The organism is Exiguobacterium undae DSM 14481 (assembly GCF_000620805.1).
GTDB lineage: Bacteria > Bacillota > Bacilli > Exiguobacteriales > Exiguobacteriaceae > Exiguobacterium_A > Exiguobacterium_A undae.
The window spans coordinates 2,064,597-2,090,123 of the sequence record NZ_KK211187.1; the positions used below are offsets into that span (position 1 = coordinate 2,064,597).

At 49.5% G+C, this 25,527-nt stretch carries 22 protein-coding genes and 1 other annotated feature; of the genes, 5 read left to right on the top strand and 17 right to left on the bottom strand.

All coding sequences use genetic code 11. The features are described 5' to 3' along the window. Positions 1-39: 39 nt before the first annotated feature. Entirely contained in the window at positions 40-1,308 is a 1,269-nt protein-coding gene (locus tag P397_RS17385) for an MFS transporter (protein WP_035414181.1), read from the top strand. 18 nt (positions 1,309-1,326) lie between these two features. Here P397_RS17385 and P397_RS0111550 read toward each other — a convergent pair whose 3' ends face one another. After that, the gene (locus tag P397_RS0111550; RefSeq protein WP_028106648.1) at positions 1,327-2,340 is read right to left on the bottom strand and encodes an LLM class flavin-dependent oxidoreductase; all 1,014 of its coding nucleotides are present in this window, start codon (positions 2,338-2,340) and stop codon (positions 1,327-1,329) included. A 162-nt stretch (positions 2,341-2,502) separates the two neighbouring features. Between P397_RS0111550 and P397_RS0111555 the strand changes: the two genes are divergently transcribed. The 3 genes from P397_RS0111555 to P397_RS0111565 all read left to right on the top strand — a co-directional run bounded on the left by P397_RS0111555 (position 2,503) and on the right by P397_RS0111565 (position 4,376). Then, on the top strand, positions 2,503-2,991 hold the full coding sequence (locus P397_RS0111555) for a pyridoxamine 5'-phosphate oxidase family protein (RefSeq protein WP_028106649.1): 489 nt from the start codon (positions 2,503-2,505) through the stop codon (positions 2,989-2,991). A gap of 129 nt (positions 2,992-3,120) precedes the next feature. Next, entirely contained in the window at positions 3,121-4,092 is a 972-nt protein-coding gene (locus P397_RS0111560) for a cation diffusion facilitator family transporter (RefSeq protein WP_028106650.1), read from the top strand. Beyond that, positions 4,089-4,376 carry an MGMT family protein gene (locus P397_RS0111565; RefSeq protein WP_028106651.1) on the top strand — a complete coding sequence of 96 codons (288 nt, stop codon included), beginning with the start codon at positions 4,089-4,091 and terminating at the stop codon, positions 4,374-4,376. Before P397_RS0111560 ends, P397_RS0111565 begins: the two co-directional genes overlap by 4 nt. 47 nt (positions 4,377-4,423) lie before the next feature. Here the strand turns inward: P397_RS0111565 and P397_RS0111570 are convergent, their stop codons facing one another. The 9 genes from P397_RS0111570 to P397_RS0111610 all read right to left on the bottom strand — a co-directional run bounded on the left by P397_RS0111570 (position 4,424) and on the right by P397_RS0111610 (position 15,495). Further along, positions 4,424-4,936, bottom strand: a complete 513-nt coding sequence (locus P397_RS0111570) for a pyrophosphohydrolase domain-containing protein (protein WP_028106652.1) — start codon at positions 4,934-4,936, stop codon at positions 4,424-4,426. Between the two features lie 83 nt (positions 4,937-5,019). Next, positions 5,020-6,666 (bottom strand): aromatic amino acid hydroxylase, encoded by a 1,647-nt coding sequence (locus tag P397_RS0111575; protein ID WP_028106653.1) that lies wholly within the window; start codon positions 6,664-6,666, stop codon positions 5,020-5,022. Between the two features lie 60 nt (positions 6,667-6,726). Further along, positions 6,727-6,930 (bottom strand) — a binding site (T-box leader). Between the two features lie 64 nt (positions 6,931-6,994). Then, positions 6,995-8,140 (bottom strand): FUSC family protein, encoded by a 1,146-nt coding sequence (locus tag P397_RS0111580; protein ID WP_026833418.1) that lies wholly within the window; start codon positions 8,138-8,140, stop codon positions 6,995-6,997. 117 nt (positions 8,141-8,257) lie between these two features. After that, on the bottom strand, positions 8,258-10,192 hold the full coding sequence (locus P397_RS0111585; protein ID WP_026833419.1) for a PTS fructose transporter subunit IIABC: 1,935 nt from the start codon (positions 10,190-10,192) through the stop codon (positions 8,258-8,260). Between the two features lie 17 nt (positions 10,193-10,209). Continuing rightward, positions 10,210-11,130 (bottom strand): 1-phosphofructokinase, encoded by a 921-nt coding sequence (gene pfkB / locus P397_RS0111590; protein WP_026833420.1) that lies wholly within the window; start codon positions 11,128-11,130, stop codon positions 10,210-10,212. Continuing rightward, the gene (locus tag P397_RS0111595; RefSeq protein WP_014970033.1) at positions 11,127-11,873 is read right to left on the bottom strand and encodes a DeoR/GlpR family DNA-binding transcription regulator; all 747 of its coding nucleotides are present in this window, start codon (positions 11,871-11,873) and stop codon (positions 11,127-11,129) included. Before P397_RS0111595 ends, pfkB begins: the two co-directional genes overlap by 4 nt. Positions 11,874-12,104: 231 nt before the next feature. Further along, a complete protein-coding gene (locus P397_RS0111600; protein WP_028106654.1) occupies positions 12,105-12,932 on the bottom strand; it encodes a fumarylacetoacetate hydrolase family protein in 828 nt (275 codons plus the stop codon). Positions 12,933-13,069: 137 nt separating this feature from the next. Next, a complete protein-coding gene (locus tag P397_RS0111605; RefSeq protein ID WP_028106655.1) occupies positions 13,070-14,515 on the bottom strand; it encodes a SulP family inorganic anion transporter in 1,446 nt (481 codons plus the stop codon). Positions 14,516-14,586: 71 nt separating this feature from the next. Beyond that, positions 14,587-15,495: a TetR/AcrR family transcriptional regulator gene (locus P397_RS0111610; protein ID WP_028106656.1), complete on the bottom strand. Its 909-nt coding sequence runs from the start codon at positions 15,493-15,495 to the stop codon at positions 14,587-14,589. 166 nt (positions 15,496-15,661) lie between these two features. Between P397_RS0111610 and P397_RS0111615 the strand changes: the two genes are divergently transcribed. Then, a complete protein-coding gene (locus tag P397_RS0111615; protein ID WP_026833424.1) occupies positions 15,662-17,137 on the top strand; it encodes a DHA2 family efflux MFS transporter permease subunit in 1,476 nt (491 codons plus the stop codon). Positions 17,138-17,190: 53 nt separating this feature from the next. On the opposite strand, the gene nrdG is transcribed toward P397_RS0111615, so the two are convergent. The 7 genes from nrdG to mutL form a co-directional block, all read right to left on the bottom strand. Next, the gene (gene nrdG, locus P397_RS0111620; protein ID WP_028106657.1) at positions 17,191-17,649 is read right to left on the bottom strand and encodes an anaerobic ribonucleoside-triphosphate reductase activating protein; all 459 of its coding nucleotides are present in this window, start codon (positions 17,647-17,649) and stop codon (positions 17,191-17,193) included. Next, positions 17,624-19,465 carry an anaerobic ribonucleoside triphosphate reductase gene (locus P397_RS0111625; protein WP_035414184.1) on the bottom strand — a complete coding sequence of 614 codons (1,842 nt, stop codon included), beginning with the start codon at positions 19,463-19,465 and terminating at the stop codon, positions 17,624-17,626. Before P397_RS0111625 ends, nrdG begins: the two co-directional genes overlap by 26 nt. A gap of 273 nt (positions 19,466-19,738) precedes the next feature. Then, on the bottom strand, positions 19,739-21,778 hold the full coding sequence (locus tag P397_RS0111630) for an ATP-binding protein (RefSeq protein ID WP_028106659.1): 2,040 nt from the start codon (positions 21,776-21,778) through the stop codon (positions 19,739-19,741). A 117-nt stretch (positions 21,779-21,895) separates the two neighbouring features. Further along, entirely contained in the window at positions 21,896-22,423 is a 528-nt protein-coding gene (locus tag P397_RS0111635) for an AAA family ATPase (protein ID WP_028106660.1), read from the bottom strand. Positions 22,424-22,463: 40 nt separating this feature from the next. Then, positions 22,464-23,144, bottom strand: a complete 681-nt coding sequence (locus tag P397_RS0111640; protein ID WP_026833429.1) for an LrgB family protein — start codon at positions 23,142-23,144, stop codon at positions 22,464-22,466. Further along, positions 23,137-23,526: a CidA/LrgA family protein gene (locus tag P397_RS0111645; RefSeq protein ID WP_035414186.1), complete on the bottom strand. Its 390-nt coding sequence runs from the start codon at positions 23,524-23,526 to the stop codon at positions 23,137-23,139. The genes P397_RS0111640 and P397_RS0111645 overlap by 8 nt, the downstream gene beginning before the upstream one ends. Before the next feature lie 174 nt (positions 23,527-23,700). Beyond that, entirely contained in the window at positions 23,701-25,524 is a 1,824-nt protein-coding gene (gene mutL, locus P397_RS0111650; protein ID WP_028106662.1) for a DNA mismatch repair endonuclease MutL, read from the bottom strand. Positions 25,525-25,527 lie beyond the last annotated feature (3 nt).

Consider the following 25,527-nt stretch of genomic DNA (forward strand, 5'->3'; position numbering starts at 1 on the left):
GGAAAGTTCAATTTAATTGAACAAAAAGGAGGAATTAAGATGTCGAAAAATTTACAACGACTGTTATTCGGTAAGTTTTGTTCGTTATTCGCCGCCAGTCTTTTTACGTTCGTCGCCGGTTTGACTGTTTTGCGTGAAACGTCATCTGGGCTTCAGTTCGCTTTAGTTCTCATAGCGGGAACTTTACCGCGGATTATACTGTCGCCGGTTGCCGGTGTCCTCGCCGACCGCTGGAATCGTAAAAAAATCATTGTCTTGACGGAGACATTCAGTGCGTTGACGCTAACAGTATTTGCAGGTTACGCCTTCTTTTTCCCGATTCACACACTTCACTACATGATTGTCAGCGCAATCCTTACCTCCTTGTCGACCTTCCTGTCCGTGACGTTGATGAGTTCCTTAACCCGATTGCTTGAAGAAACAGAACTTCAACGCGGCAATTCCTTGATTTCAACCATCAGCTCCATCTCTTCGATCGGTGCACCGATGCTCGCCGGATTTTTATTATCGTTTGCTCCAATTGATCTCTTTTCTCTCCTGCCGTTAACGTTATTCGCCTTGGCGGCGATCTGGAATACACGTCTGACTTTCCGGGTACTTCCATCATCTGCTGAAACCACTGCTTCATTTTTGACGGATTTCCGCGACGGTTACCGTTATGTATTCAAACAACGTCTCTTGACGACATTAATCATGATGGCACTGGTCTTAAATTTCTTTTTTATTGCCTTTGAAGTCATGTATCCGATCATACTACTGGATCGTCTGTCGTTCTCACCGTTTCAATTTGGAGTGATCGAAGCTGTGTTAGGGGTCGGACTGTTAATTTCCTCCCTGCTGCTTGCCTTACCCCGTTTCACCATCAAACGTCCGTTGCTGACAGTCTTTCAATCACTTACTTTACTTGGTGTGTTTTTTATCATCCCAATTTTGCCGTTACTTGGTCTCATCCCGGTCAGCTGGTCGTTTGCTTACTTTTTCCTCTTTTCTTTTATTGAAGGCTTTCTTGTTTTACGGGCCAACATCCCGCTCCAATTGATCGTACAACGCCGGACGGATCCTGCTTACTTAGGGCGCGTCATCGGCGTCATGGAATCTCTCGCGATGGGTATCATGCCGCTCGGTATGTTACTGTTCGGTTATTTGAGCGATTATGTCTCGCTCAGTCTGTTGTTTAGCATCAGCTCATTTGGTCTGTTGCTGACGGTCGGCAGCGGAATGTTCGTCCTGCGGCAAGATCTCCAAGCAGAACGTTCAGAACAAAACCCGTCGCTTGAAACAGAAAAAACGTCCACCTCAGCGAGCTGAGATGAACGTCTCTATTTTTTAAACCGCTGCTTTGACTGCGTCCATGATCAGACGGAGTGATTGTTGTTTGGCTTCTTTGTCGGCAATCATCGAAGCAATCATCACTTCATCGGTTCCATATGAATCGGCAAGCTCTTGCAATTGTTTCGCAACAGATTCTGGGTTACCGACGATCATCCGTTTTCGGTTTTCAGCAATCCGGAACTGATCTTGGAACGAGTACTGGTAAGCCGCCGCTTCTTCCGGAGTCGGTGTACCTGTTGACGAGACACCTTTCTCAAGCAGGAGCAATGACAAATCAAGACTCGAAGCCAATCGTTCCGCTTCTTCCGTTGTCTCGGCACATGTCACGAAAATCGAGACGAGTGTTTGCGGCGTCTCATTAAATGACGTCGCCATGAAGTTATGACGGTAGTAATCCATCACTTCTTGACCACCCTGTCCGTTGATGAAGTGGGCAAAGGCGAAACCAAATCCGCGCTGCGCCGCATTTAAGGCACTTCCGCCGCTTGACCCGAGCAGCCAGGCTTCCGGTGTCGTATCGATTTCCGGTGTCGCAACAAGTCCTGCGAAACGGTGATCCGCCGGGGCACCATCTTTTAAATAATCGACGAGATCATCGAGTTGTGCGCCGTAATCCGCTCCTCCGAATCGTGGGGACGATCCTTCCTGAAGAGCGCGGGTGGCGAGTGGCATGCCACCCGGTGCCCGACCGAGACCTAAATCGATCCGGTTCGGTGCGAGTCCTTCCAGGACACGGAAGTTCTCCGCAACCTTATACGGACTGTAATGCGGTAACATGACGCCCCCTGAACCAAGACGGATCTGTTTTGTAACGGCTGCCATGTAGGCGATTAAAACTTCCGGACTTGATCCGGCAAGTGTCTTCGCAAAGTGGTGTTCCGACACCCATAACCGTGTATATCCGAGCTCATCGGCGATTTTTGCAAGTTCAACCGTTTCGTGTAAGGCTTCTGACGGGGTTTGTCCTTTTGAGACCGGTGATTGGTCTAAAATACTTAATTTCAATATAATCTCTCCTCTGGTGTTGACTTCATGTCTAAACTGTACGCCTGTCGGATAATTGAATGCAATAAAACTGCCTGTTTACCGGTTGGCGACGTTTTCAATCTGTAAATCAGGGAACATTCCTAGAGTAGCCGCAACAAAAACTTAAAGGATGAGGTGTTTTTCATGTCAACGAATCATACATCAAACCAAGAAGCTGTCGAAACGGTCAAAAAATTAATCGATAAAATCGAAACGGCGATGCTGACGACCATCTCTGATGAAGGTCTTGTCTCACGTCCCATGCAAACTCAGGATATCGAGTTCGATGGCGATCTCTGGTTCCTTACATCAAAAGAAACAGGCAAATATAACGAAATTCTTAAAAATCCGAACGTCAACGTCGCGTATGTCGACAAATCATATGTCTCGATCCGCGGGAAAGCAGAATTTGTCGAAGACATCAATCGTAAAAAAGAACTTTGGAGCCCACGATACGAAGCGTATCTCGGTACGACGTACGAAGATCCAAAAGTCGTCTTAATCAAGGTGAATACGGAAGGCGCCGAATACTGGGAAACCGGAAATACGACAAAATCCGTAAAACAACTCTTGAAAAAAGCGGTCGGTAACGATGACTCGAACGAAATCAACAAAAAAGTCGATCTATCTTGATCCGTTCCCTTTAGACCATGTCGCCGTTTGGTGACATGGTCTTTTTTTGTTCAAATTGGTTTTAATCACGTCATCTGGTGTAACATACTACTATTAGTAATAAAGTTTGTTAGCTAAAGGAGACGCATCATGGGAGAATTCATTACATTATTAAAACGGGGCAATCGTTCTGCTCTGACGGCCGGCATCGTCAACTCGGTCATCGCCATCATCAAAGCCGTCGCTTATGTCTTAACCGGCAACGTCGCAATGTTTGCGGAAATGATGCACACGATTGGAGACGCCGCCAATCAATTTTTTGTTTTTATCGGCTCTGCCCTCAGTAAAAAGGCACCAACAAAACGATTCCCGAACGGATTTGGTCGTCTCGTCAATCTCGTCTTGCTCGGCGCCATCTTATTCGTCGGCATCATGGCATATGAAACGATTCATGAAGGAATCGCCCACATCATCGAACCGACGGAATCGACCGGCTTCTGGATCACACTGTCCGTTTTGTTTGTCGGTGTCGTGCTCGAAAGTGGTGTCTTTTATAAAGCGATGCAAGAAATCGCCCACGATGCCCGCTTGACGTCAAAGGGTCCGAAGCTGATTCTCGACAGTTTCCGGGCCTTGAAACAGGCAAAACCGGCAACACGGCTCGTCTTCCTCGAAGATTTGGTCGCAACGGCAGGTGGTCTCGTCGCGATGATCGCCGTCATCATTTCGCATCTGACACCGTTTCATCAAGCAGAAGGGATCGCTTCCATCCTCATCGGTTTAATGATGTTTTACGTCGTTGGTAACGTCTTTTTACAAAATGCGGCCGGTGCACTTGGAGAAGCGGATGAGACGATGGCAGCACGTATCGGAGGCATCATCATGCGCGATCCGGATGTCCGGGATATCAGTAAACTTGAAGTCATCAAGGAAGGCGATCATTTTCATGTCGAAGTCGAAATCGAAGTCGATCCGACGTTGACCATCGCCCTGGCCGATGACATCAAAGACCGACTTGAACTTCAAATCCGTCTGCAACAGGGCATCATTGATGTGACCATCGGATTTGATGAAGACGACAACATTCAACAGTACATCGTCTCGACAAACGAAACACGATGAATCCGTTTACGCTGGAAGTCGTTCAAATCATCCGTTCGATTCCACCAGGGCGGGTCATGACCTATGGACAAGTTGCCCGCCTCGCCGGTAATCCGCGGGCAGCACGACAAGTCGCCCGGATTCTCCACAGCCTGAGTCGGACGGAGCAGTTACCGTGGCACCGCGTCTTGAATGCTAAAGGCGAAATTTCCCTTGAGGGGGAGGAGCAACAATTGGCCCTCGAGGCAGAGGGTGTTGTCTTTGACCGGGCGGGCAAACTTTCTTTACGCCGTTATCAGGTCTGAACAAAAAGGAAGCGGATCGCATCTCTCGATGCGATCCGCTTCCTTTTTTAAGCTTTTTGCTTCATTTGACGTAAGACTTCCGCCTCCAGTTGCGGTTCCGGCGGCAACCAGCCTTCCGGTTTCATGACCTTTTGATCCGATTCCCGGAAAATCGGTTGACCGTCCGGACCGAGTTTTGCCATATTGGCTTGTTGGACAATCTCGAACAATGGTCCGGGTTCAAGTCCCGCTTCAACGAAACTGCCCATGATGAAGTACAGGGCGTCCGTCAAGGCATCGCCTTGACCGACAAGTTGTTCCACTTCAGTCGTCGGATACGTCTCACGTAACGATTTTTCAACCGCCCGATCAAGCCCCGTCTTAAAGGTCTCGATTGCTGCTAAAAATTCGTTTTCATCACGTGAGGACTGGTGCAGAAACTCGACGACAGCTTCTTCTGCCGTCCAGGTCGCCCGCTTGATTCCGCGTTCCAGTGGAATCGGTGTCGGGTGGTCCGCACCCGGATGATGGAACGTCTGATGGAACTCTTTGACGTCTTGATAATAATTTGGTTGTTTCAAATCGATCACTCCCCTGTTCCGTTTCACTCTCGAACGGTTTTCATTCTAACAGATTTCGGGAGATTTCTCGATGCGTTCATCGTTTAGCGGACGTGATCCACCAACCGGATTCCCCGGCTGATCAATTCCTCGCGTTCTTTTGACGTCTGTTTGAGACGGTCAAGATCGGCAATCAGACGCGCTTGATCGACTTCATCCGCCAGTTCGAGTAACTCGAGACGCAGTAACCAAGCATCCGGCAGTTGACTGAGCGTCTGATCAATCAGTTGTGGCAACAATTGACGGTCCGCTCGTCCTTCGCGCATCTCGCGCACTGCTTCAAAGATCGGATCAGCCGCCGTCAGCGGTCGCTCGACACGTTCAAACTCAACCGTCTCCGGAATCGGTTTCAGTGCTTCGACTTCTGTTCCCGGGAAGGCTGACGTGATGTCACCGACAATCAACTCCATCCGGCTCATCGCAGTCGTTTCTCCGTCTTTTGTCACCTGCGCGTTTTCCAGGATGACGAGCGCACGGTGACCGTTGACGTTTTGGATCGCTGAAATCTGTCCTGTCACCTGAACCGAACCTTCTTTCCAGTCCAGCTGTTCGCCAACTTTCACTTGCAGAAGGGTTTTGTTTAATTCAGATCCATGTAACAGTGTAAAGCCTTCCGGGTGGTCCGCAAGTCCTTGACCCGTCATGACTTCCCCGTTCGCCGCAAGCGCCGTTGGACCGGTCAGCTTAACGAGATGCAGTGATTCATGAATTTCGTGCGTATCCGGTACACCGACGAGGGAGACACCACTTTCAAAGACGAGCGTCGACAAGTTACCCGATTCAACAGCTTTCGTCAGACCGTGGATACCGCCGCGGACGTATGACATCGTCTGCGCAAATTCTTCTAACGCATCCCGGAGTTGCTCAAACGATTCACAGACAAACAGTTCCTTTTGCATGCTTGTCACGTCATGTTTCGTCGCCAGTGCTTTTGCGAGTGAAAACGGATGTTTTGTGACGGCATCTGTCAAGCAGTGACGGCTTTCGCCGACTGATGACAGAAGACCGGCACCGTAGATTTGCGGATTGTTGATGTCTCCGATGAGACCAAACTCGACGGTCCACCAGAACAGACGCGAAATTTCATTGGCTTCGGAAATCCCGGTCACGTGGGTCCGGGTTTCGGCGAGCGCGACTTCTGCCTGCTCGATGTCTGCCGGTGTCGAGAACGGACTTTCTTTGACAATCGTCAGTTTTTTCAGTGCTTTGAAGACATCATGCTCGGCTTTATGGTTAAAGGCATGCGCTCCGATTTCGCCAAACCGGCGGACAAATTCCGCGTACGTCGGATTCATCAAGATCGGCGCGTGACCTGCCGCCTCGTGCAAGATGTCAGGAGCCGGTGTGTAGAGGATGTTATCAACTTTGCGGATATCGGTTGCGATCGGCAACAAACCGTGACCTTGGAAGTCAAAGAACGCGACACCGGGAATCAGGCCGTCAACAGCAACCGTACCCCAACCGCCCCGACTTAAGTTCGCCGTCATATCACGGACATCCGGAATCCGTTCCGGACTGATACCGGATGCAGCCAACCCTTCAAGGTATGCCGGATGTGCCGTATCTTGTAATGTATTTAAATTCAGTCGCATGACGTAACGCCAGACCGCATGGTCCGTCGGCGTGTAATCTTCGTAGTGCTGCGGTGCGACGTGTGGTTGTAAGTGACTTGGAATGATTGGTGTAGACATATGAATTTCCCCCTTGAAAGTAGATGAACAACAAAAAGTCCCTGCCGAACAAAGATGTTCGACAGGGACGACGAAAGGCCGCGGTACCACCCTGATAATCTACATAGACATAGATCGCTTCATTACGGGATAACGGTTTTCTCCGCTTGCGTGGCAAGAGACTCGGAAACTGTAATTCGACCCAATCTGTGTACACGTTCGCAGCGCCACGTGCTCTCTGAAACAGGGAGATTGTTTCTACTTCGGTTTCGTCTTCGTCTAACTTCTTTCATTCTGTTATGCTGTTACGCTGTTAGCAACTAAAGTGTTGTTAAGGAGGACTATACGCTTACTTTTTACTTTCGTCAATCGCTTTTTTTCGTTTAAAACGATTAAATGTTTTATCGCGGACGGATTTCTGTTCGATCGACAGCGATGTCACATGGCGTCGAAGCGCACCGTTAAGCCGTTTTTCGAACAGTTCCAGTTCCTGGATCCATTCATTCATTGCGACGACAATCGGCAAAATTTCCATGATCAATTCTTCTTCGAGTTCATCCCGATCAAGGAAGGAATGTTTGACGAAAGCAATGTTTTCTTTGACGAGATCTTCCATCGCGAGCGGTTCTTCCGTCAGTAACAGGTCATACGTCAACAAGACCTTTTCCTGACGCTGGGCGATGTGCATGACGTGATAAAACAGTTCACTCCGCAAATCGTCTGCGATGTGCGAGAGTGCCTGCTCCCGCTCCCGGAACCGTTCTGCCGTCGCGACACCCCGTTCCAGGCACGCCTGCATGTGTTGCAGGATGATCAGGTTCCGTAATAACGAGACATGCCGCTGCCGCGAGCCGCGAATCTCTTCCCGGTGCAGATTAAACAATGTCTTCGTCTCGAGCATCGAGCGGCTCATTTTGTCGATCGCTGACCGGTATGGTGTGACTTTCCCTTCAAAAGCGATTGCCCGCGTGACGACAAGCAGCTTCTCAAAGAGTTTTGAAGCCTTTTGATAGTAGACGTTCCCGTAACGAGGTGGGAAAATCAAGGCATTGACACCGAGCGCACAACCAATCCCGAGCATGACGAGTAAGTAACGGATCAAGACGATTTGCCATAACGGATCCGTCGCCCCTTCAACACTCTCCAGAATGACGATAATCATCAAGACGACGTGAGGAATCGTCCGACCGAAGCCAAAGGCAAGCAAAATCGAGATCGCTGCCATGATGACGATTCCGATCGCCAATGGATTGGCCGGATTGTCACCTAAAATCCAGAGTGAGACGAGCGTCAGGAAGGCGCCGATCAAGTTGGCTTCCGCTTCCTCGAGAAACTGTTTCCATGTCTGATAAACGGACGGCAACAAAGTAGTCGCCGCTGAAATCGCAGGTAGGATTGGGCTTAAATTAAACAGATCACTGATGATCAAGGCCAAGATGACCGCAAGTCCTGTTTTGATGGTACGTGGTCCGATTTGTAGAGATTGACCGCCCATATACGAACCTCCTTCATATTGTAGATACGTCCCCTATTCTTGCTCTAATACCCGAAAAACGCAATTAAAAAATCACTCCAAGTCGCCTTGGAGTGATTTTGAGATCCAATCAATCGATTATGATGCTTTTGTACCGGCGCCTGAAGTCATTTCTTTTTTCGCGACTTCTTGATCGACGAGCGGTTTTTTCAAGATCGAGAGGATGGCTGCTCCGACGAGTGCTCCGATTAAAATCGCACCAGCGTAGCTGAGGACTGCCATCAATGTGCCCGATGGTCCGTCAAGTAATGGGAAGACGAACACACCGCCGTGTGGTGCCGGAAGCAACACACCGAAGACGATTGTCAAGGCACCAGCGATTGCTGAACCGATGACGCTTGATGGGATGACACGAAGTGGATCTGCTGCTGCGAACGGGATTGCACCTTCCGTGACGAATGAAGCACCCATTGCGTAAGCTGCGATACCGGCTTCCCGTTCTTGTGGTGTAAATTTCTTGCGTGCGAACAACGTAGACGAGAAGGCTACGAGAAGCGGTGGAACCATACCACCCGCCATGACGGCTGCCATGACTTCCGTGTTTCCTGCTGTTAATGCGGCTGTTCCGAAAACGTAAGCTGTTTTGTTGATTGGACCACCCATATCGATCGCCATCATCGCTGCGACGAGCATACCGAGTAGGATAGCGTTTCCGCCGCTGAGACCGTTGAGTGAATCCGTCAACCATGTCATGAAGGCAGCGATTGGTTCGTTGATGACAAGAAGCATGATCATACCCGTGATGAATGAACCGAATAGCGGGTAAAGCAAGACCGGCTTGATGCCTTCCAGTGCTTTCGGAAGACCTTGCAAGACTTTGATCAGTAAGAGAACGACGTAACCGGCAAGGAAACCGGCAATCAATCCACCGAGGAATCCAGCGTTCCCTTGGCTTGCAAGGAAACCGGCAATTAAACCTGGTGCGAGACCTGGTTTATCGGCAATCGACATCGCGATGAATCCGGCAAGAACAGGAATCAAGAGACCAAATGCTGCCTGACCAATCGACATCAATTGTGCGGCAAACTCATTGTACGATGCGTCATCCGGATTAGCGGAGTTGATCCCCCAGAAGAAGCTGATTGCGATCAACAGACCACCGGCGACGACGAGTGGCAACATCGCGGAAACCCCGCTCATCAGGTGTTTATAGAAACCACCACGTGCCGGTTTTGAGCTGTCGCTTGATCCGCTGCCTTTATAGACAGGTGCATCTTGTTTAACGGCACGGTCAATCAATTCTTTTGGTTTACGGATACCTTGGGCAACCGGTACTTCGACGACGTGTTTTCCGTTGAAGCGGTCCATCTCGACGGCTTTGTCCGCTGCGACGATGATTGCTGTCGCATCTTGGATGTCTTGACTCGTCAAACCGTTTTTGACACCGGTTGAACCGTTCGTTTCGACTTTAATCCGGACACCCATTTCTTCCGCTTTTTGACGAAGGGAATCGGCTGCCATATACGTGTGGGCAATGCCGGTTGGACATGCTGTAACGGCGAGAATGTATGGTGCGTCTTTTGCGACTTCCGGAGAAGAGACATCGACCGGACCTTCTTCTTCCCGTTCTTTTGCTTCAATCGCAGCAATCACTTCATCTTCTGAACGAGCCGAGAGAATCGTATCCCGGAACTTCATGTCCATCAGATAAACCGACAGTTTGGATAACGTTTCAAGGTGGGCGTTATCGGCATTTTCACCGGCTGCAATCATGAAGAACAAACGGCTTGGTTGTCCGTCGAGTGCTTCGTAATCGATACCTGTCGAACGTCCGAAGGCGATAGCCGGTGATTTAACGGCTGCCGTCTTCGCGTGTGGAATGGCGATGCCTTCACCAAGTCCCGTCGTACTTTGGGCTTCCCGTGCTAAAATCGCTTCACGGTAAGCAGAACGGTCATTTAATTTCCCTGCACGATCGAGGACATCGACGAGCTCGTCAATGACGGTTGCTTTCGTAGACGAACGTAAATCTAATTTGATGGTGTCGCGTGTCAAAAGATCTGTGATTTTCATGAGTTAGTCACTCCTTTTTATGATTGAATGAGTTCAACGACTTTTACGTCGGTTAATAAACGATCGATATCTTCTTTCGTGCATAATCCGAAGGCATAAGCAGAAGCACTGCCTGTCGTGACGGCGTAACGGAAAGCTTCTTCCGGAGGTCGGCCGAGGGCATGACTGGCAACGAATCCAGCGACAAGCGAATCACCGGCACCGACGGAATTGATCAGTTTACCGGCTGGCGTATTTGCCGTGTAAGCTCCTTGTTTATTGACGAGTAACGCACCGTCCCCTGCAAAGGAGATGATGACATTCTCTGCGCCCCGCTCCACCAGTTGTTGAGCGTACGGGACGGCCATTTCTTTTGACGTTATCTCGACGTCAAAGATCTCGCCCAGCTCGTGGTGGTTCGGTTTGATCATGAATGGACCAAGCGGTAATACTTCGAGCATCGCTTCTTTTGTCGTATCGACGGCGAATTTGACACCACGCTTCGTTAATACTTGTGCAATCTTCCGGTACAAATCTTGCGGCAAGCTGCTTGGGATGCTGCCGGCAAAGACGACGATATCGCCTGCTTGCATCGTCTCGAATGCTGCCAGTAACGCGTTTAATTCATCTTCTTGAATATTCGGTCCCGCTGCATTGAGTTCCGATTCCTGATCGGCACGAATTTTAACGTTGATCCGCGTCTCATCGGCAATCGGCGTAAAGGCTGTCAAAACACCTTGTTTCTCCAGTTCATTGCGAATGAATTGTCCGGTGCTTCCTCCTAAAAATCCGAGTGCCTCTGTTTCGACCTCATAGTTCTTCAGGACGAGTGAGACGTTGATCCCTTTTCCACCCGCCACTTTTTCGGCTTGTTCAACACGGTTGACCTGACCGGCTTCAAATACCGGCAACGTGACATAATAATCGATCGATGGGTTCAGTGTCAGTGTATAAATCATTTCGCGTTCACCACCTCTGTATATTGACTGTATTTCGCTTCTTGTTCGCTCGATGTCGTCGTGATGATCGTCGCCGCTCGCAATGAAGCGACCCGACTAAAACTGATTTCATCCAACTTCGTCTCATCGACTAATACGTAAGACTTTTTTGCCAACTCAATCGCTGTCTTCTTTACGAGTGCCTCTTCCGGATCCGGCGTCGTGAATCCTTGGGTCGGATGAACACCGTTCATCCCAAGAAATGCGACATCAAAATGGTAAATCAACATTCCTTCACGTGCGTTGTAACCAACCAGTGCTTGCGTCGAATGCTTGAGTTGCCCTCCGACGACGAACGTCGGGATACGGTGATAGAGTAACGTATTCGCTAGAGGAAGACTGTTCGTCACGACTGTAATCGCCTTTTGTTCGAGGTAAGGAACGATGGCAAGTGTCGTCGTTCCCGCATCGAGATAAACGTACATTCCGTCTTCGATCAAGTCGGCTGCCGCTTGGGCAATCCGGTCCTTTTCTTCGACGAAACGATCACTTTTCTCGAAATAACTCGGTTCATCAATTTGCAAGTGATTGGCGGTCGCCCCGCCATGAACCCGTCGAAGATGTCCCGCTGCTTCTAACTGCGATAAATCTCGGCGAATCGTGGATTCACTGGCTCCCGTCTGATCGACGATGGTTTGCATTTTGACGACTTCTTCTCGAGCTAATAACTCAAGAATCAGTTGATGGCGTTTTTTCGTTAACATTGGTTTCCCTCCGCATCTTTAATATAAAGCGTTTACATTTAAAAATCAATCAAAATCGTTCAACTTTTTATGTTTTTCGTCAAAAAACCTTCAAAATGTGACTTTATTCGACAATAATGTCCTCTTATACGTCTATTATACACCAAAAACGGTCATATGATGACCGTTTACACAAAAAAACCGCTCATCCCCTGAGCGGTTTTAAAAAAGACGGTCATCGACTATTTAATTTCACGCTTTGACTTTATTTTGCAGATGACCGATCCCTTCAATCGATACATCGACGACATCTCCATCCTGAAGATACGTGGGAGGTGTCATTCCATGTCCGACGCCGGCCGGTGTTCCCGTCGCGATGACATCGCCTGCTTCAAGCGTCATTCCGCGCGACACTTCCGTCAGAATCGTCACGACATCACGGAGCATCAATTTCGTCGACCCCGACTGACGGAGCTGACCGTTCACCCGTGTCTCGACCAACACATCCGTCGGATCAAAGCTGTCTTCCGTCACGATGACCGGACCAAACGGACAAAATCCGTCGAGCGATTTACCGCGGAAAAACTGCACGTGTTCTTTTTGCAGATCCCGAGCCGTCACATCATTGATGATGCTGTAACCAAAAACATGATCCAAGGCGTTTTCCGGCGTCAAATCCCGACCGGTCGTTCCGATGATGATTGCAAGTTCCCCTTCATAATCCAACTGATCCGTTAATCCGGCATGACGCTCAATTGAATCAAACGGACCGACGACTGAGGTCGGTGCTTTCGTAAACAAGACGAACTTCCCTGCCCCCGCCGTATCCATTTCTTTGATATGATCCGCATAGTTTTTCCCGACACAAATGACATTCCGGGATGGTATGTAAGGTGCCAGCAATCGGACGGAATCCTGAAGACGAGGTGCCACGTCCAAATCCAAATCCATCTCAAATCCCCGGACGATGACTTCGAGTAGTGAATCGGTATAGACTTGTTCGGTCACATCATACCGTTCCTGCTCCACCTCGACACCGATTCGTGCACGACCTTCTTGCTCAAAACGAAACCATTTCATGTGTACTCCCCCTTTTTTCCCAGTATACCGAAAAAATCTTCGATACAGTTTGCTTTTCCAACAAAAAAAGGTTGCCGGATGTGATATCCGCCAACCTTGTCCGTCCTAAGATAAAATGTTACGTCAGTCTGTTGTCGTCAAGCAATCCGACGTGCCAACCGGTCGACCAGCGCTTGCGATTCTTCATTTAAAGAAACGAGCTCCGTCTTGATCCCGGCCGCTTGATATTTCAAGACCACGGTTTCGATCGCTTCCGTCGCCGAATCATCAAACAGATGTGCCGCGGTGAAGTCGAGGGTGACCTGCTTAAACGAAGCGTCTGCCGTCAGATCAAATCGTTCAACGAACGCCGTCGTCGAAGCAAAGAAGATCGGACCGTTGATCGCGTAGACGACGGTTGTCCCCTCTTCGCGCCGTTTGATATCGATTCGCGAAATCTTCGAGGCAAACAAAATCGCGGCCAGTAATATACCGACGAGGACACCCATCGACAAGTCATCCGTCAACACGGTCACAAGCACCGTCGCCAGCATGACGGCGGAGTCGCTTTTTGGTGAATCCTTCAGCATCTTAAATGATCCCCAATCGAACGTCGCATATGAAACGAAGAACATCACCCCGACGAGAGCCCCCATCGGAATCGTCATCAGCAGGTCGTTCATCGTCACCATTAACAGCATCAAGAAGGCACCGGCCGTAAACGTCGACAGACGTCCCCGTCCACCGGAAGTCACGTTGATGACCGATTGACCGATCATCGCACACCCCGGCATCCCGCCGAAGAAGCCGGCGATGATATTGGCAATCCCTTGTCCGCGCGACTCGGTCGCTTTGTTCGACGTCGTATCCGTCATCTCGTCGACGATCCGTGCCGTCAACAACGACTCAATCAATCCGACAAATGCCAGTGATAAGGCATATGGGAAAATGATTTGCAGCGTCTCGAGAGAGAACGGAACGTTTGGTAAAAAGAAGCTCGGAAGAGAAGCCGAAATTTGTCCCATATCCCCGATGACCCGTGTATCGAGCGACAAGACGACCGTCAGGACCGTCATGATCGTAATCGCGACGAGTGGTGCCGGAATCACTTTCGTGAACCGTGGAAAAATCAAGATGATGGCAAGTGATGCTGCGACCATCGCGTACATGATCCAGTTCTGTCCTGCAAACTGCGGCAGTTGAGCGGAAAAAATCAAGATCGCCAAGGCATTGACGAACCCGACCATGACCGCCCGCGGAATGAAGCGCAGTAGTTTCGCAACGCCGAGTACCCCTAATACAATTTGAAACACACCGGCGAGAATACCGGCTGCTAATAAATAATCGACGCCGTGATCTTTGACAAGCTGTACGACAACGAGCGCCATCGCCCCAGTCGCGGCTGAAATCATTCCCGGTCGTCCACCGGCAATCGAGATCACAATCGCGATGATGACCGAAGCATACAAACCGACCATCGGATTGACACCGGCAATCAACGAGAAGGCGATTGCTTCCGGAACAAGCGCTAACGCGACGACAATCCCGGACAGGATGTCGGCTTTGGGTTGCAACACCCATTCTTTCCTCCATTGTGAAAACATACCATTCCTCATTTCTTCTTGTTGTGACACATTTTGTTATTTTATTCCCTTTTTCCGATTTCGACAAGTTGTTATTGAACGCGTGTCCGAATGTGAGCAATTTCGTCGACCATGCCTTGATACTGTGTCATGATTTCCTGCCCTGTGAAGATCGGATCTTCCGCCAGTGTCTCGAGTGCACGACGCAACAAATGAATTTTCGGTTTTTTTCGTTCGAGCAACTCTTCGTAGATGAAATCGAGCACTTCATCGTGGGCTTCCTTCGATTCTTCTGAAATCGGCGACAGTGTAATCAGCCGTTTCATGTGAGCATTGGTTTTTTCGAACAGTTCTTTGCGGATGACGACTTCGTCTTGCGGGCGATCGAGCCAGACCGACAGAAAGCGTGGCGGAATCAGCTGTTCTTCCGTCCGGCTGACATCTTCGACGAGATGGGTAAGACGGTTGAAGACGTAGCGGACGACCCGTTCCGGCTGCGTGTTTGGTTCCGACTGCCGGAAGAAGTACATCGCGTACTGCAACATCCCGGTATAGATGACGGCAAGATCAAGCAAATACGGTGTTTTCGCTTCCCCGAACAGATCACGCAGACGGTGATACGTCCATTCGATCTCGAGCAGACGGTTATTTTCCATGAAGGCTTTTAACTCTTTTTCATTGGAAGCAATCGCTTCTTCGAACAAGGTGTATAGTTTGTATTTTTGCATCAGTTCCAGATAACAATTCCCTTGTTGGATGAAGGTTTCGTAATCCGAGACATCCCGCCCGACCAGAATTTCCTTCCGTGCATTGCGCATTTTTTCAAAAACCGTGTTGAAGACATCGATGAACAATTCATTTTTCGAGGAGAAATAGTTGTAGAAGGTCCCTTTTGAGACGACACTTTGATCCAAGATATCCTGGATCGAGGTCGACTGGTAGCCTTTTTCGACAAACAGTTGGTAGGCAGCATCAAGGAGCTGTTTCTTTTTTGGGTTCATAATCGTATCCTTTTCTTTAAATGTGGTCTGTTTTTCAAAAATCAACCGTATACTTTAGTGTATAAAGCAAATAATTTGTAATCTGTTGCTTCAAACGGTAAGATGGCTAAGTTGTAGAATCAGTGTATAACAAATTAGACTTACTGTACAAAAGGAGCATAACGAAATGCAAGCAACCAAGCAATCATCTCGGCTTTATTTAATCTTAGCGGTCTTAATGGCCGGTGCATTCGTCGCCGTCCTTAACTCGACGCTGTTAAATATCGCCCTACCTTCTATCATGACATCGTTTAACATTGAAGCCAATACAGCCCAGTGGCTGACGACCGGTTACATGCTGGTCAACGGAATCATGATTCCGACATCGGCGTTTCTTGTGCAAAAGTTCTCGACCCGTCAATTGTTCTTAACAGCCATGGGGCTGTTCTCCATCGGAACGATCGTCGCCGGTCAAGCGGAACTGTTTCCAATCCTGCTCGGCTCCCGGATGCTGCAAGCGTCCGGCTCTGCCATTATGATGCCGCTCTTGATGAACGTGCTGCTGAACGGCTTCCCGATTGAAAAACGGGGACAAGCCATGGGAATCTTCGGTCTCGTCATCACGTTCGCCCCGGCGATCGGTCCGACCCTATCCGGGTGGGTTTTAGAACATTACGAATGGCGGATGTTGTTCCATATCGTCACACCGATTTCCCTGCTTGTTCTCGTCATCGGTTTCTTCTTATTAAAAAAAGAAACGGTCACGAGTTCTCTGCGACTCGACCAACTGTCACTCGTCTTATCGAGCTTCGGTTTCGGCGGACTGTTATACGGTTTCAGTTCCGCCGGTTCCGCCGGTTGGGGATCGCTGACGGTCATCGGTGCGCTCGCCATTGGTGTCATCAGTCTCACTTCGTTCATTATACGTCAATTCCGGCTGGATGAGCCGATGCTTGAATTCCGGATTTTCAAATATCCGATGTTCGCTTTGTCTCAAGGAATCTCGATGGTGCTGAACATGTCGATGTTCTCGGCGATGATTCTCATGCCGATCTATGTCCAGACGATCCGCGGCATTTCACCATTCCATTCCGGTCTGTTGATGTTGCCGGGAGCGCTCGTCATGGCCTTCATGTCTCCGATCACCGGTCGTTTGTTTGACCGGTTCGGTGCCCGCATCCTGGCGATGATCGGATTATCGTTGACCGTCCTGACGACATTCTTCTTCAGTCGTTTGACGGCAGACACCGCCTATTCGTTCCTCGTCATCATGTACACGTTACGATTCCTCGGCATTTCGATGGTCATGATGCCGGTCATGACTAACGGACTGAACCATATTCCGCAACATTTGACGCCACACGGAACAGCACTTAACAACACGCTGTCCCAAGTCTCCGGTGCCATCGGTTCAGGATTACTCGTCACCGTCATGACCTCACGGACGGCCGATTATGCGAAAGAATTAACAGCAAACGCAACACCCGGTACGAATCCGCAAACGATCATCACCCAGTCGATGGTTGAAGGGATCAATGACACCTTCTTCATCGCGACATTACTCGCCCTGCTCGCGTTGGGATTATCCTTCTTCATTAAAAAACGCGATGTCACGCAAGAGATCGTCCAGGTCGAACCAGCTCGTGAAAAAAAATACGCGTAACGCCACATAGACCGTCTCCTTCTGTTGTTCGACAGAGGAGACGGTCTATTTTTTTACGACAGATAGTTTTTCAACGCATCGGCTTTCAAGATGCGTTGGTTCGTGCTTCCCCGGATCCGCAAGGAATGATCCGGGAGCGTCTGAACGTACCGCCCGTCAATCAGACAATCGATGCGGGCTAACACCCATCTCGCCTGCTCGTCCCGCATCAACTGGTCCAACGTATACCCCGTAAAGAGATAAATCTCATAACCCGCCAAGGCGGCGACCAATTCCACCAAGGCAGTCGGTTGGAAAAACGGCTCTCCGCCGGAAATCGTAATCCGCCGTGAACCGATCTGCTCAATCTGTTGGATCACTTGATCAACGGTGTAGTCCTGTCCGCCGTCACTCGCCCATGACTCCGGATTGTGACAGCCGGGACAGTGGTGGGGACAACCGGCAAAAAAGATTACGGTCCGCAATCCCGGACCATCGACGACCGAGTCAGCGAGAATCTGGAGCAGTCGCATGTCGCACCCGATCCTGTTCTTCCGCCCGCTTCGCATCGTTCCACCGGTCCATCGTTCCGACCAGGTAGCCGGTAATCCGGCGGATCCGTTCGATGTCTTGTCCCCCACAGACCGGACAAGCCTGCTCCATCGTTTGTTCCGTCCGACACGATAAACACCGGTCGATCGGATGATTGATGGAGCCATATCCGATTCCGGCCTCCGCCATCAAACGGACGATGTCTTCAATCGCTTCAGGATTTTCAGCGAGCGCTCCGTCCGTCTCGACATATGTGATGTGACCGCCGTTACATAAAGCATGAAACGGTGCTTCCAACCGGATTTTTTCACGAATCGTGACTGGTGCCTCGACCGGAAGATGGAACGAGTTTGTATAATACCCTTTATCGGTCACGCGATGGATACGTCCAAATTGTTGGACGTCCGCAGCCGTAAACTTGCCCGATAAACCTTCCGCCGGTGTCGCGAGCAAGGAAAAATTCAACCCCGTCTTCTCACCGTATTGATCGACGACCGTCCGCATGGTTTGAATCAAGGCCTGCCCGATTCGATGAGCCAGTTCCGACTCGCCGTGGTGTTGACCGGTCAGCACAATCAATGCTTCCGCCAACCCAATGAAACCGACCGACAACGTGCCCTGCCGTAAGACCGGTTCGACACGGTCTGACGCGGCAAGTGTCTGCCCTTCCCGCCATATGTGTTTATACAAAAAGGCGAACTCCTCCGCCGTCCGGTCCGCCTGATACTGATATCGTTCCAGTAATTGCTCACAGATCAGTCCGGTATAGGTCGCGACCGCTTCGAACATCCGGTCGAGACTTTGCGTCGTCAACGCCAAACGAACGAGATTCAGACTCGTAAAGGACAGGTTGCCGCGCCCGATGACCGTAGCCGGACCCTGCCGGTTTTCAAGGACACGTGTCCGGCACCCCATGTAGGCCACTTCTGCTTCCGGTCCATTCTGCGACGAACGGTTAAACGGCGCATCGAGAAATGCAAAATTCGGAAACAACCGTTTTCCGGTCACTTCTGCCGCCAGTTGAAACAAATCATAGTTCGGGTCAGCCGGATGCAGCGTGACACCTGCTTTGATCTTAAAAATCTGAATCGGAAAAATCGGCGTTTCGCCTTTACCGAGTCCAGCTTTGGTGGCGTTCAACAAGGCCCGGATCAGCAACCGTCCAAACTCGGATGTATCGGTTCCATAATTGATCGAAATGAACGGGACTTGTCCCCCGCCCCGCGAGTGCATCGAGTTCGTGTTATGAATAAATGCTTCACACGCTTGATAGGTCATTTCATACGTTTCTGACAGCGCATACGCCCGTTTTTGGCGATTCGACCATTTCGGAATCAACGCACGGATTTTCTTGAGTTGCCGTTGGTAAGTTTTCTCGACGAACGGTGCGAGATCGTAATCGAACATCGGATAGGACTGTCCTCCGTGCTGCATGTTTTGATTCGCCTGCATGATGATCGCAGCAAGTGCCAACGCTGACCGGATGTCTTGCGCCGGACGGATCGTTCCGTGTGCCATGTCGAATCCCTCTGTCAACAGGCGACCAAGCGGCAATTGGACACAGGTCGTCGTCCCCGTCACGTAGTAATCCGCATCATGGATATAGATGAGATTGGCGGCAATGGCTTGTTTGGTCTCCTCTGACAACAACAGCTCCTGCATCATTCGTTTTGTTGCCACACCCGCAATCCGATTCAGCTTGGCAAGTGGGGATTTTCCGTCCACATTCGCATTTTCCTGGACTTCATCCGCGGACGGATTGCGGACGATCTCCTCGTATAAGGTGCTCAGTTCCATGTTCATCTCTCCCTCGATTTCGTGATGATGGTCTCTTCGCCTACTATAGCGAGCACAACATCTGACCGGCAATCCCTGCACATCTGAAACGATTTGCAAGCAAAACCGTCACTTCGTCACGAAATGTTTCGAGAAATTCGTTCCTATCCCGTCGAGCCGGCTTTTATTCGATTCAAATCCGCTATGAGAAAACTCACTTTACATCAAGCGATCAAAAAAACAGGATCCGACAGACGGTTCTTACTTCCATCTGACGGATCCTGCTTATTGGTGTTAGTCCATTTCAATCAACGTATCCGACACACTCGGCAGGAGAACTGTAAAGATTGTTCCTTCGCCTAAAATCGATTCGACGTCAATATTTCCGTCATGTGCCCGAACGATTTCTTTACAAATCGAGAGACCGAGACCGGTTCCGCCGATTTTCCGGCTGTCCGAATTGTCGACCCGGTAAAACTTGCTGAACAAGTGTGGCATCGCACTGCTTGGAATCCCCAAACCGAAGTCCCGGACGCTAAACTCAATCTGATTGTGGTGATGCGTCAAGGAGACAACGACATCGCCGCCATCCGGTGAATATTTGATCGCATTATTTAATAAGTTTCCAATCAGCTGTTTCATGCTGTTTTTATCCGCATTAATCAAGAATTCATGGTTTTCATCCACATCAAGTTGTAAGCGATGTTGTTCCGTCGCTGCCTGATAAAAACGTGTCTGTTCCTTCAAGACATCAATCAGATCGAACACTTCTTTATCATACGACTGTTTGCCGGACTCCATTCGTTGGACATTCAAAAAGTCACTGACCAAATCCGTCAGCCGTTTTGATTCGTCATGAATCGTCTGGAGATACCGTTTATTGCGTTCCGGATCAAGCTCTCGTTTCAGCATCAGTTCGGTGAATCCGTAAATCGACGAGAGCGGTGTCCGCAGTTCATGGGAGACGGTCGATACGAGTTCCGACTTCATCCGGTCGATTTCAGTCTCCGCCGTGACATCGCGGAAAACGAGAATCGTTCCTTTCCCCTGTTCGCCCTGAGTGATTTCTTCCGCATAAACCTGAATGAAGTATTCTCCTTGATCAATCGATAACGAGAACATTCCCTCCGGAATCTGACCGGACAAGACTTCCTCAAAGTACGCTTCGAACGCCTCTTTTTGATCCACCTGTTCAAACATCGTTTCCGGTCGCACTTCAAGGAAGGTCATCGAATCGTTGTCTTCTTCAATCTGCAAGGATTCGAAGATATCAAATAAAGCTTTGTTTCCGAGAATTGTTTTTTCATCATGTTTGATGTATAAAATCGCTTCCCGGACAGAATTGAGGAGCTGGGCCGTTTCCTTGCGTTCATACTCCATCTGCTCATACAACGACATCCGCATCAAGGAAATCGCAATCTGTTTCGAGAACGATTCCAGTTCTTTCAATTCTTTTTTATTGAACGCTTGATCAAATCGCGCCAAGTAGAGACAGGCGATCAGTTCATCCTTTGCCGGATCCATGATGGGAATGACCCCTTCATAGATGTAATACGGAAAGCCGATCAACGTATCGTTGGCAACTTTTTTCGACGAATTCGCCATCTCTTTTGAAATCATCACCCGTTTGAGCAACAAGGATTCTGTTTTCAAACTTTCCTGCTGCTCCTCCGTCATCTCTTTTGGAACAACAGAAGAAATTTCGTTGTTCTTGATGAGTAACAAGGCGCCAAACTCTGTTTTCGTCAAACGCACGATTGTACTGATGACCGAGGAGTAGTCAAACAGACTCTCCTTCGAAGCCAACGTCTCAATCAATTCGTTGCGGTCTTGCAGATGCAGTTCGTTCGAACGCGTCACTTCCAGCGCCCGTTCCAGTTCGTTTTGTTTTTCTTTCAGCGTTTCTTGATTTTGTTCCATCAGTTGGTTTTTACGCGATAATTCCGTGTGTTGTGAAGAGATTGAACCCGCCATCTGATAGAAGGATCGCGTTAACTGACCTACTTCGTTTTCGATTGGAATGTCGTGTTCCAGCGAAATCGATTTCCCTTCCGCCAGACGCTGACTTTTGATGTTCAATTCGTGTAACTGCATCGTCAACCGGTGGACAAGCGGTCGGACGATAAACAATAAACATAAAAGAAAAATCAATAAGTTCAAAAACCAAAACCATTGTGTTTGCTGCAACTGGTCGAGAACCTGTTCTTTCGTCTGACCCGCTGCATTGTCGACATACAGATAACTGACAACAGACGTCATTACACCCAGTGCAAAGACGCTGTAAAAAATCGCCATCAACTGTCTCCCTAATTTTTCAGTCATCCATTGTTTCATATTCATAAAAGCCTCCTACTAAAACTAAAAAAATAAAGATCTGATACGAGACTTGCCTGCCGCATCACACCTTTATTTCCCTCAATCGTTTGGTTTCAATCCTTCTATTCCCAACACTTAACCAGGTGGTGACAGCGGAATGTCACACAATAGACCAATTACATCAACGATTTGCTGTTTTGACAAATCATCCGTATCGACATGGTGGGAGAAGACCGGGTGTGCCAAGGCACGCAACCGTTCAGCCGCCTGTCGCCCTCCCCATGATTGTGCGCGTTCAAAACGACTTCTCAAACGACGCCGGATGGTTGTTGGACTTGCCATCAACGTCACGTGGTGCACTTGATGCCCCTTGTTTCTTAAGGCATCGATGATTTCGTCAAAATAATCCGGATTGGTCAGCGTCATCGGTACGATGATGACGGCTGACGGCTGGTCCACTTGTTCCAGTAACATCAGATTCAACTGACGCCACAGCGGTTCATCTTGAAAATCATCTGTCTGTGTCTCGCGCGGGAGTTGCTGTCGTAACAGCTGACCTGTTAACTCAGGATCAAAGAGATGTGATCCTTTGATGCGTTGTTGCAACCCACGGGCTGCGGTTGTCTTTCCGACACCAAACGTTCCATTAATCCAAATAATCATTGTCCGGATGTACCACCTTTTTTATTGGAAGTATTTTCCTTCAATATACCATTTGAATAATCCACGGTGCAAGGACACTGGCTAGGATAGCCGTCAACACCATCGTCAGCAGACCAACCGCCCCTTCACGCTGATCGAGACTCATCGATTTCGTCGCCCCCATGACATGGGCAATCGAGGCCAAACCGACGCCGCGACTGACGAAATGCCGAATCTTCAGACCGGTCATCAGTCGTGGACCAACGATCGAACCAACAAGCCCTGTCACGAGAACAAATGTCGCCGTCAAGGCGAGTGTTCCGCCGGACCGTTCCGAAATCGCCAAGGCGACAGGTAACGTGACCGACTTCGGCAATAAGGCCAGATTCGTCGTCCGTTCAAGATGCAACAGCAGTCCGAGCATTAAATCCGACGTCAACGCAATCAGCGTTCCGATGCCGACACCAAGCAAGATCTCCGGAATGAAACGACGGACGTGATGACGGACATGGTAAAGCGGAATCGCGAATGCCGTAATCGCCGGTCCCAACATCTTCGATAAATATTGTCCCCCGGACATGTAAACAGCATGTGATGTCCCGCTCAGCGCTAAGATGACAATGACGGCAGCCGTCACCGTCAAAATCGGCAACATCCAGATAAACGGGTATTTCTGATACAACCAGAAGGCTCCGGCAAACAGCAGAATCGTCAGCATGAACCAAAGCAGTGCTTCACTCATGAACGGTCGCCTCCTCTTTCCGGCGTGCCAGACGGTCGACGATGTACGCCGATCCGGTCAAGGTCAGCAAACTGCTGATGACCAGAATCACAAGCACTTGCAGCCCCGATTGACGCATGAAGTCCGTATAGTCCATGATGCCGGATAATGCCGGGACAAAAAACAGCGGCATGACCAGCAATAAGAGTTTTCCCCCACGCTCCACATGTTCGATTTGCAGCAGACGGCTTTTTAATGCTAGATACAATAAAATCAATCCAATGATGTTTCCCGGTAACGGTAAATGCAAAGTCAAACTGATCCAGTCGCCGATCATGGCAAAACATGAAATCAGGACGATTTGTAAGATCACAGTCACACCAAGTAAAGTTTTTGAACGCATAATGATTTCCCCTTGTTTAACGTATTCGGGATTCATTATCCGCCTCACTTTGTGAACAATCAATGAAATGAGCTAGATTTGTTGAAGTAACCGTTCTCACAGGTGGAGAACCGTTTTTCTGTCACACTACAGACAAAAGCAAACCCATCTGTTCAAAAACAGATGGGTCCTTCTTTACATGACACGCTTAAACAGTTTTTCCAGCTCATAATTCGTCCATTCGATGATGACCGGTCGACCGTGTGGGCAGGTGAACGGCATCTCGGTTTTCGCAAGATCGGCAATCAGTTGGCGCATCATCTCGTGATTAAGAGGATGATTCGCTTTGATCGATTTTTTACATGCCATCATGATGGCGGCGTCCTCGCGGTAACTTTCGAGATCCACCTTCCGTTTCATCAAGGCTTCATCCATCAATTCCTGAATCGTTTCCTCTTGGCGATGGGACGGGAACCACGTCGGAACTTCACGGACGATGAAACTTTGTGGACCAAACGATTCCAGTTCGATCCCGACGTCACGCAACAACGGCAGGACTTCATCCATCCGTCGCATATCATCGCTTGCAATCTCAAACGTGTACGGCAACAACAGTTGCTGCCGTTGTTCGAGCGGGCGGCCGAACATGACTTTATACGTTTCATATTTAATCCGTTCCTGGGCGGCGTGTTGATCAATCAAATACATGCCGTCCGCTCCGGCACAGACGATATACGAAGAATGGAGCTGCCCGATGACATCGAGATGCGGAAACTTCGGACCGGTCGCGACCGGCTCCTCTACTTGTTCCGGTTGCAGCTGTGCTTGCGGCTCGATTGATGGTTCCGACGCCCCAGTTCGGCTAGGTGCCACCGTCCGGTCATCCCCCGCCTCTGTTCGTTTCGGGATCGGATAGTTCCAGACTGACCGTGATGACAGCTCCTCAACCGGTTCCGCCACGTAAGAAAACTCTAATTTTTCCTGCGCACTCGGATCTTTTTTCGGTTTCGGCGGGGTCACTTTCGGAATCAACGTCTGGCGGCTGAGCGTCAACCGGATCGTTTCCTGAATCAGTTGACCCAGTTCTGCTTCTTTTGACAGACGGACTTCCCGTTTCGCCGGATGGACGTTGACATCTATCAATAAGGGATCCATCGTCACTTCAATTACAGCAATCGGAAAACGACCGATCGGTAACAGTGTATGATATCCATTTAAGACTGCTTGCGTCAGCGCGAAGTTTTTGACCGAACGTCCGTTTAGAATCAGTGTGATATAGTTTTTCGAAGCCCGTGTCACTTCCGGTTTGACGAGATGACATGTCAGCTGGTAATCCGCTGTCGATCCGGTCGCGACGAGTGTCCCTTGAATCGTCTGATGTCCGTAGACGCTGGCCAGTGCCTGCCGGACGTCTCCGGATCCGTTCGTCTGAATCAAAACTTTTCCTTCATGGACGGCATAGAGTTTGACGTCCGGATGGGCAAAGGCGACCCGGTTCAGGATATCCGTGATGGCTGCCAGTTCGGTATGCGTCGTCTTGAGGTACTTCAGTCGGGCCGGTGTATTAAAGAACAATTGCTCGACCGTCAGTTCCGTTCCGCGGTTCATCGCAATCGCCGAACGCTCCGTTAATGTCCCGTAATCAAGTGTCAGCTGAACCCCTTCCTGGTCTTCCCGCTTCGTCTTCAGTGTCACTTTACTGACGGACGCAATCGACGCCAAGGCCTCTCCCCGGAACCCAAGTGTCTTGATCCGGAACAAATCGTGTTCGTCCTTGATTTTACTTGTCGCATGACGGACGAAGGCAAGTTCTGCATCTTCCGGATAAAAGCCGTGACCGTTGTCACGGATTGTCATTCGTTTCATGCCGGCTTCTTCGAGTTCGACATCAATTTGCGTCGCACCCGCATCGAGTGCATTTTCGACCAGTTCCTTGACGACCGAAGCGGGGCGTTCGACGACCTCACCTGCTGCAATCCGGTTCGCTAATGAATCTGATAGTTCCCGAATGATTCCCATGTG

Bases quoted from the DNA above. Each gene is read 5' to 3' on its own strand.
- mutL (WP_028106662.1), bottom strand. From the start codon at position 25,524: ATGGGAATCATTCGGGAACTATCAGATTCATTAGCGAACCGGATTGCA.
- P397_RS0111610 (WP_028106656.1), bottom strand. From the start codon at position 15,495: ATGAACCCAAAAAAGAAACAGCTCCTTGATGCTGCCTACCAACTGTTT.
- P397_RS0111615 (WP_026833424.1), top strand. From the start codon at position 15,662: ATGCAAGCAACCAAGCAATCATCTCGGCTTTATTTAATCTTAGCGGTC.
- P397_RS0111640 (WP_026833429.1), bottom strand. From the start codon at position 23,144: ATGAGTGAAGCACTGCTTTGGTTCATGCTGACGATTCTGCTGTTTGCC.
- P397_RS0111595 (WP_014970033.1), bottom strand. From the start codon at position 11,873: ATGTTAACGAAAAAACGCCATCAACTGATTCTTGAGTTATTAGCTCGA.
- P397_RS0111635 (WP_028106660.1), bottom strand. From the start codon at position 22,423: ATGATTATTTGGATTAATGGAACGTTTGGTGTCGGAAAGACAACCGCA.
- P397_RS17385 (WP_035414181.1), top strand. From the start codon at position 40: ATGTCGAAAAATTTACAACGACTGTTATTCGGTAAGTTTTGTTCGTTA.
- P397_RS0111630 (WP_028106659.1), bottom strand. From the start codon at position 21,778: ATGAAACAATGGATGACTGAAAAATTAGGGAGACAGTTGATGGCGATT.
- P397_RS0111555 (WP_028106649.1), top strand. From the start codon at position 2,503: ATGTCAACGAATCATACATCAAACCAAGAAGCTGTCGAAACGGTCAAA.
- P397_RS0111600 (WP_028106654.1), bottom strand. From the start codon at position 12,932: ATGAAATGGTTTCGTTTTGAGCAAGAAGGTCGTGCACGAATCGGTGTC.
- P397_RS0111625 (WP_035414184.1), bottom strand. From the start codon at position 19,465: ATGGAACTGAGCACCTTATACGAGGAGATCGTCCGCAATCCGTCCGCG.
- P397_RS0111565 (WP_028106651.1), top strand. From the start codon at position 4,089: ATGAATCCGTTTACGCTGGAAGTCGTTCAAATCATCCGTTCGATTCCA.
- P397_RS0111585 (WP_026833419.1), bottom strand. From the start codon at position 10,192: ATGAAAATCACAGATCTTTTGACACGCGACACCATCAAATTAGATTTA.
- pfkB (WP_026833420.1), bottom strand. From the start codon at position 11,130: ATGATTTATACACTGACACTGAACCCATCGATCGATTATTATGTCACG.
- P397_RS0111580 (WP_026833418.1), bottom strand. From the start codon at position 8,140: ATGGGCGGTCAATCTCTACAAATCGGACCACGTACCATCAAAACAGGA.
- P397_RS0111645 (WP_035414186.1), bottom strand. From the start codon at position 23,526: ATGCGTTCAAAAACTTTACTTGGTGTGACTGTGATCTTACAAATCGTC.
- P397_RS0111560 (WP_028106650.1), top strand. From the start codon at position 3,121: ATGGGAGAATTCATTACATTATTAAAACGGGGCAATCGTTCTGCTCTG.
- nrdG (WP_028106657.1), bottom strand. From the start codon at position 17,649: ATGCGACTGCTCCAGATTCTCGCTGACTCGGTCGTCGATGGTCCGGGA.
- P397_RS0111575 (WP_028106653.1), bottom strand. From the start codon at position 6,666: ATGTCTACACCAATCATTCCAAGTCACTTACAACCACACGTCGCACCG.
- P397_RS0111605 (WP_028106655.1), bottom strand. From the start codon at position 14,515: ATGTTTTCACAATGGAGGAAAGAATGGGTGTTGCAACCCAAAGCCGAC.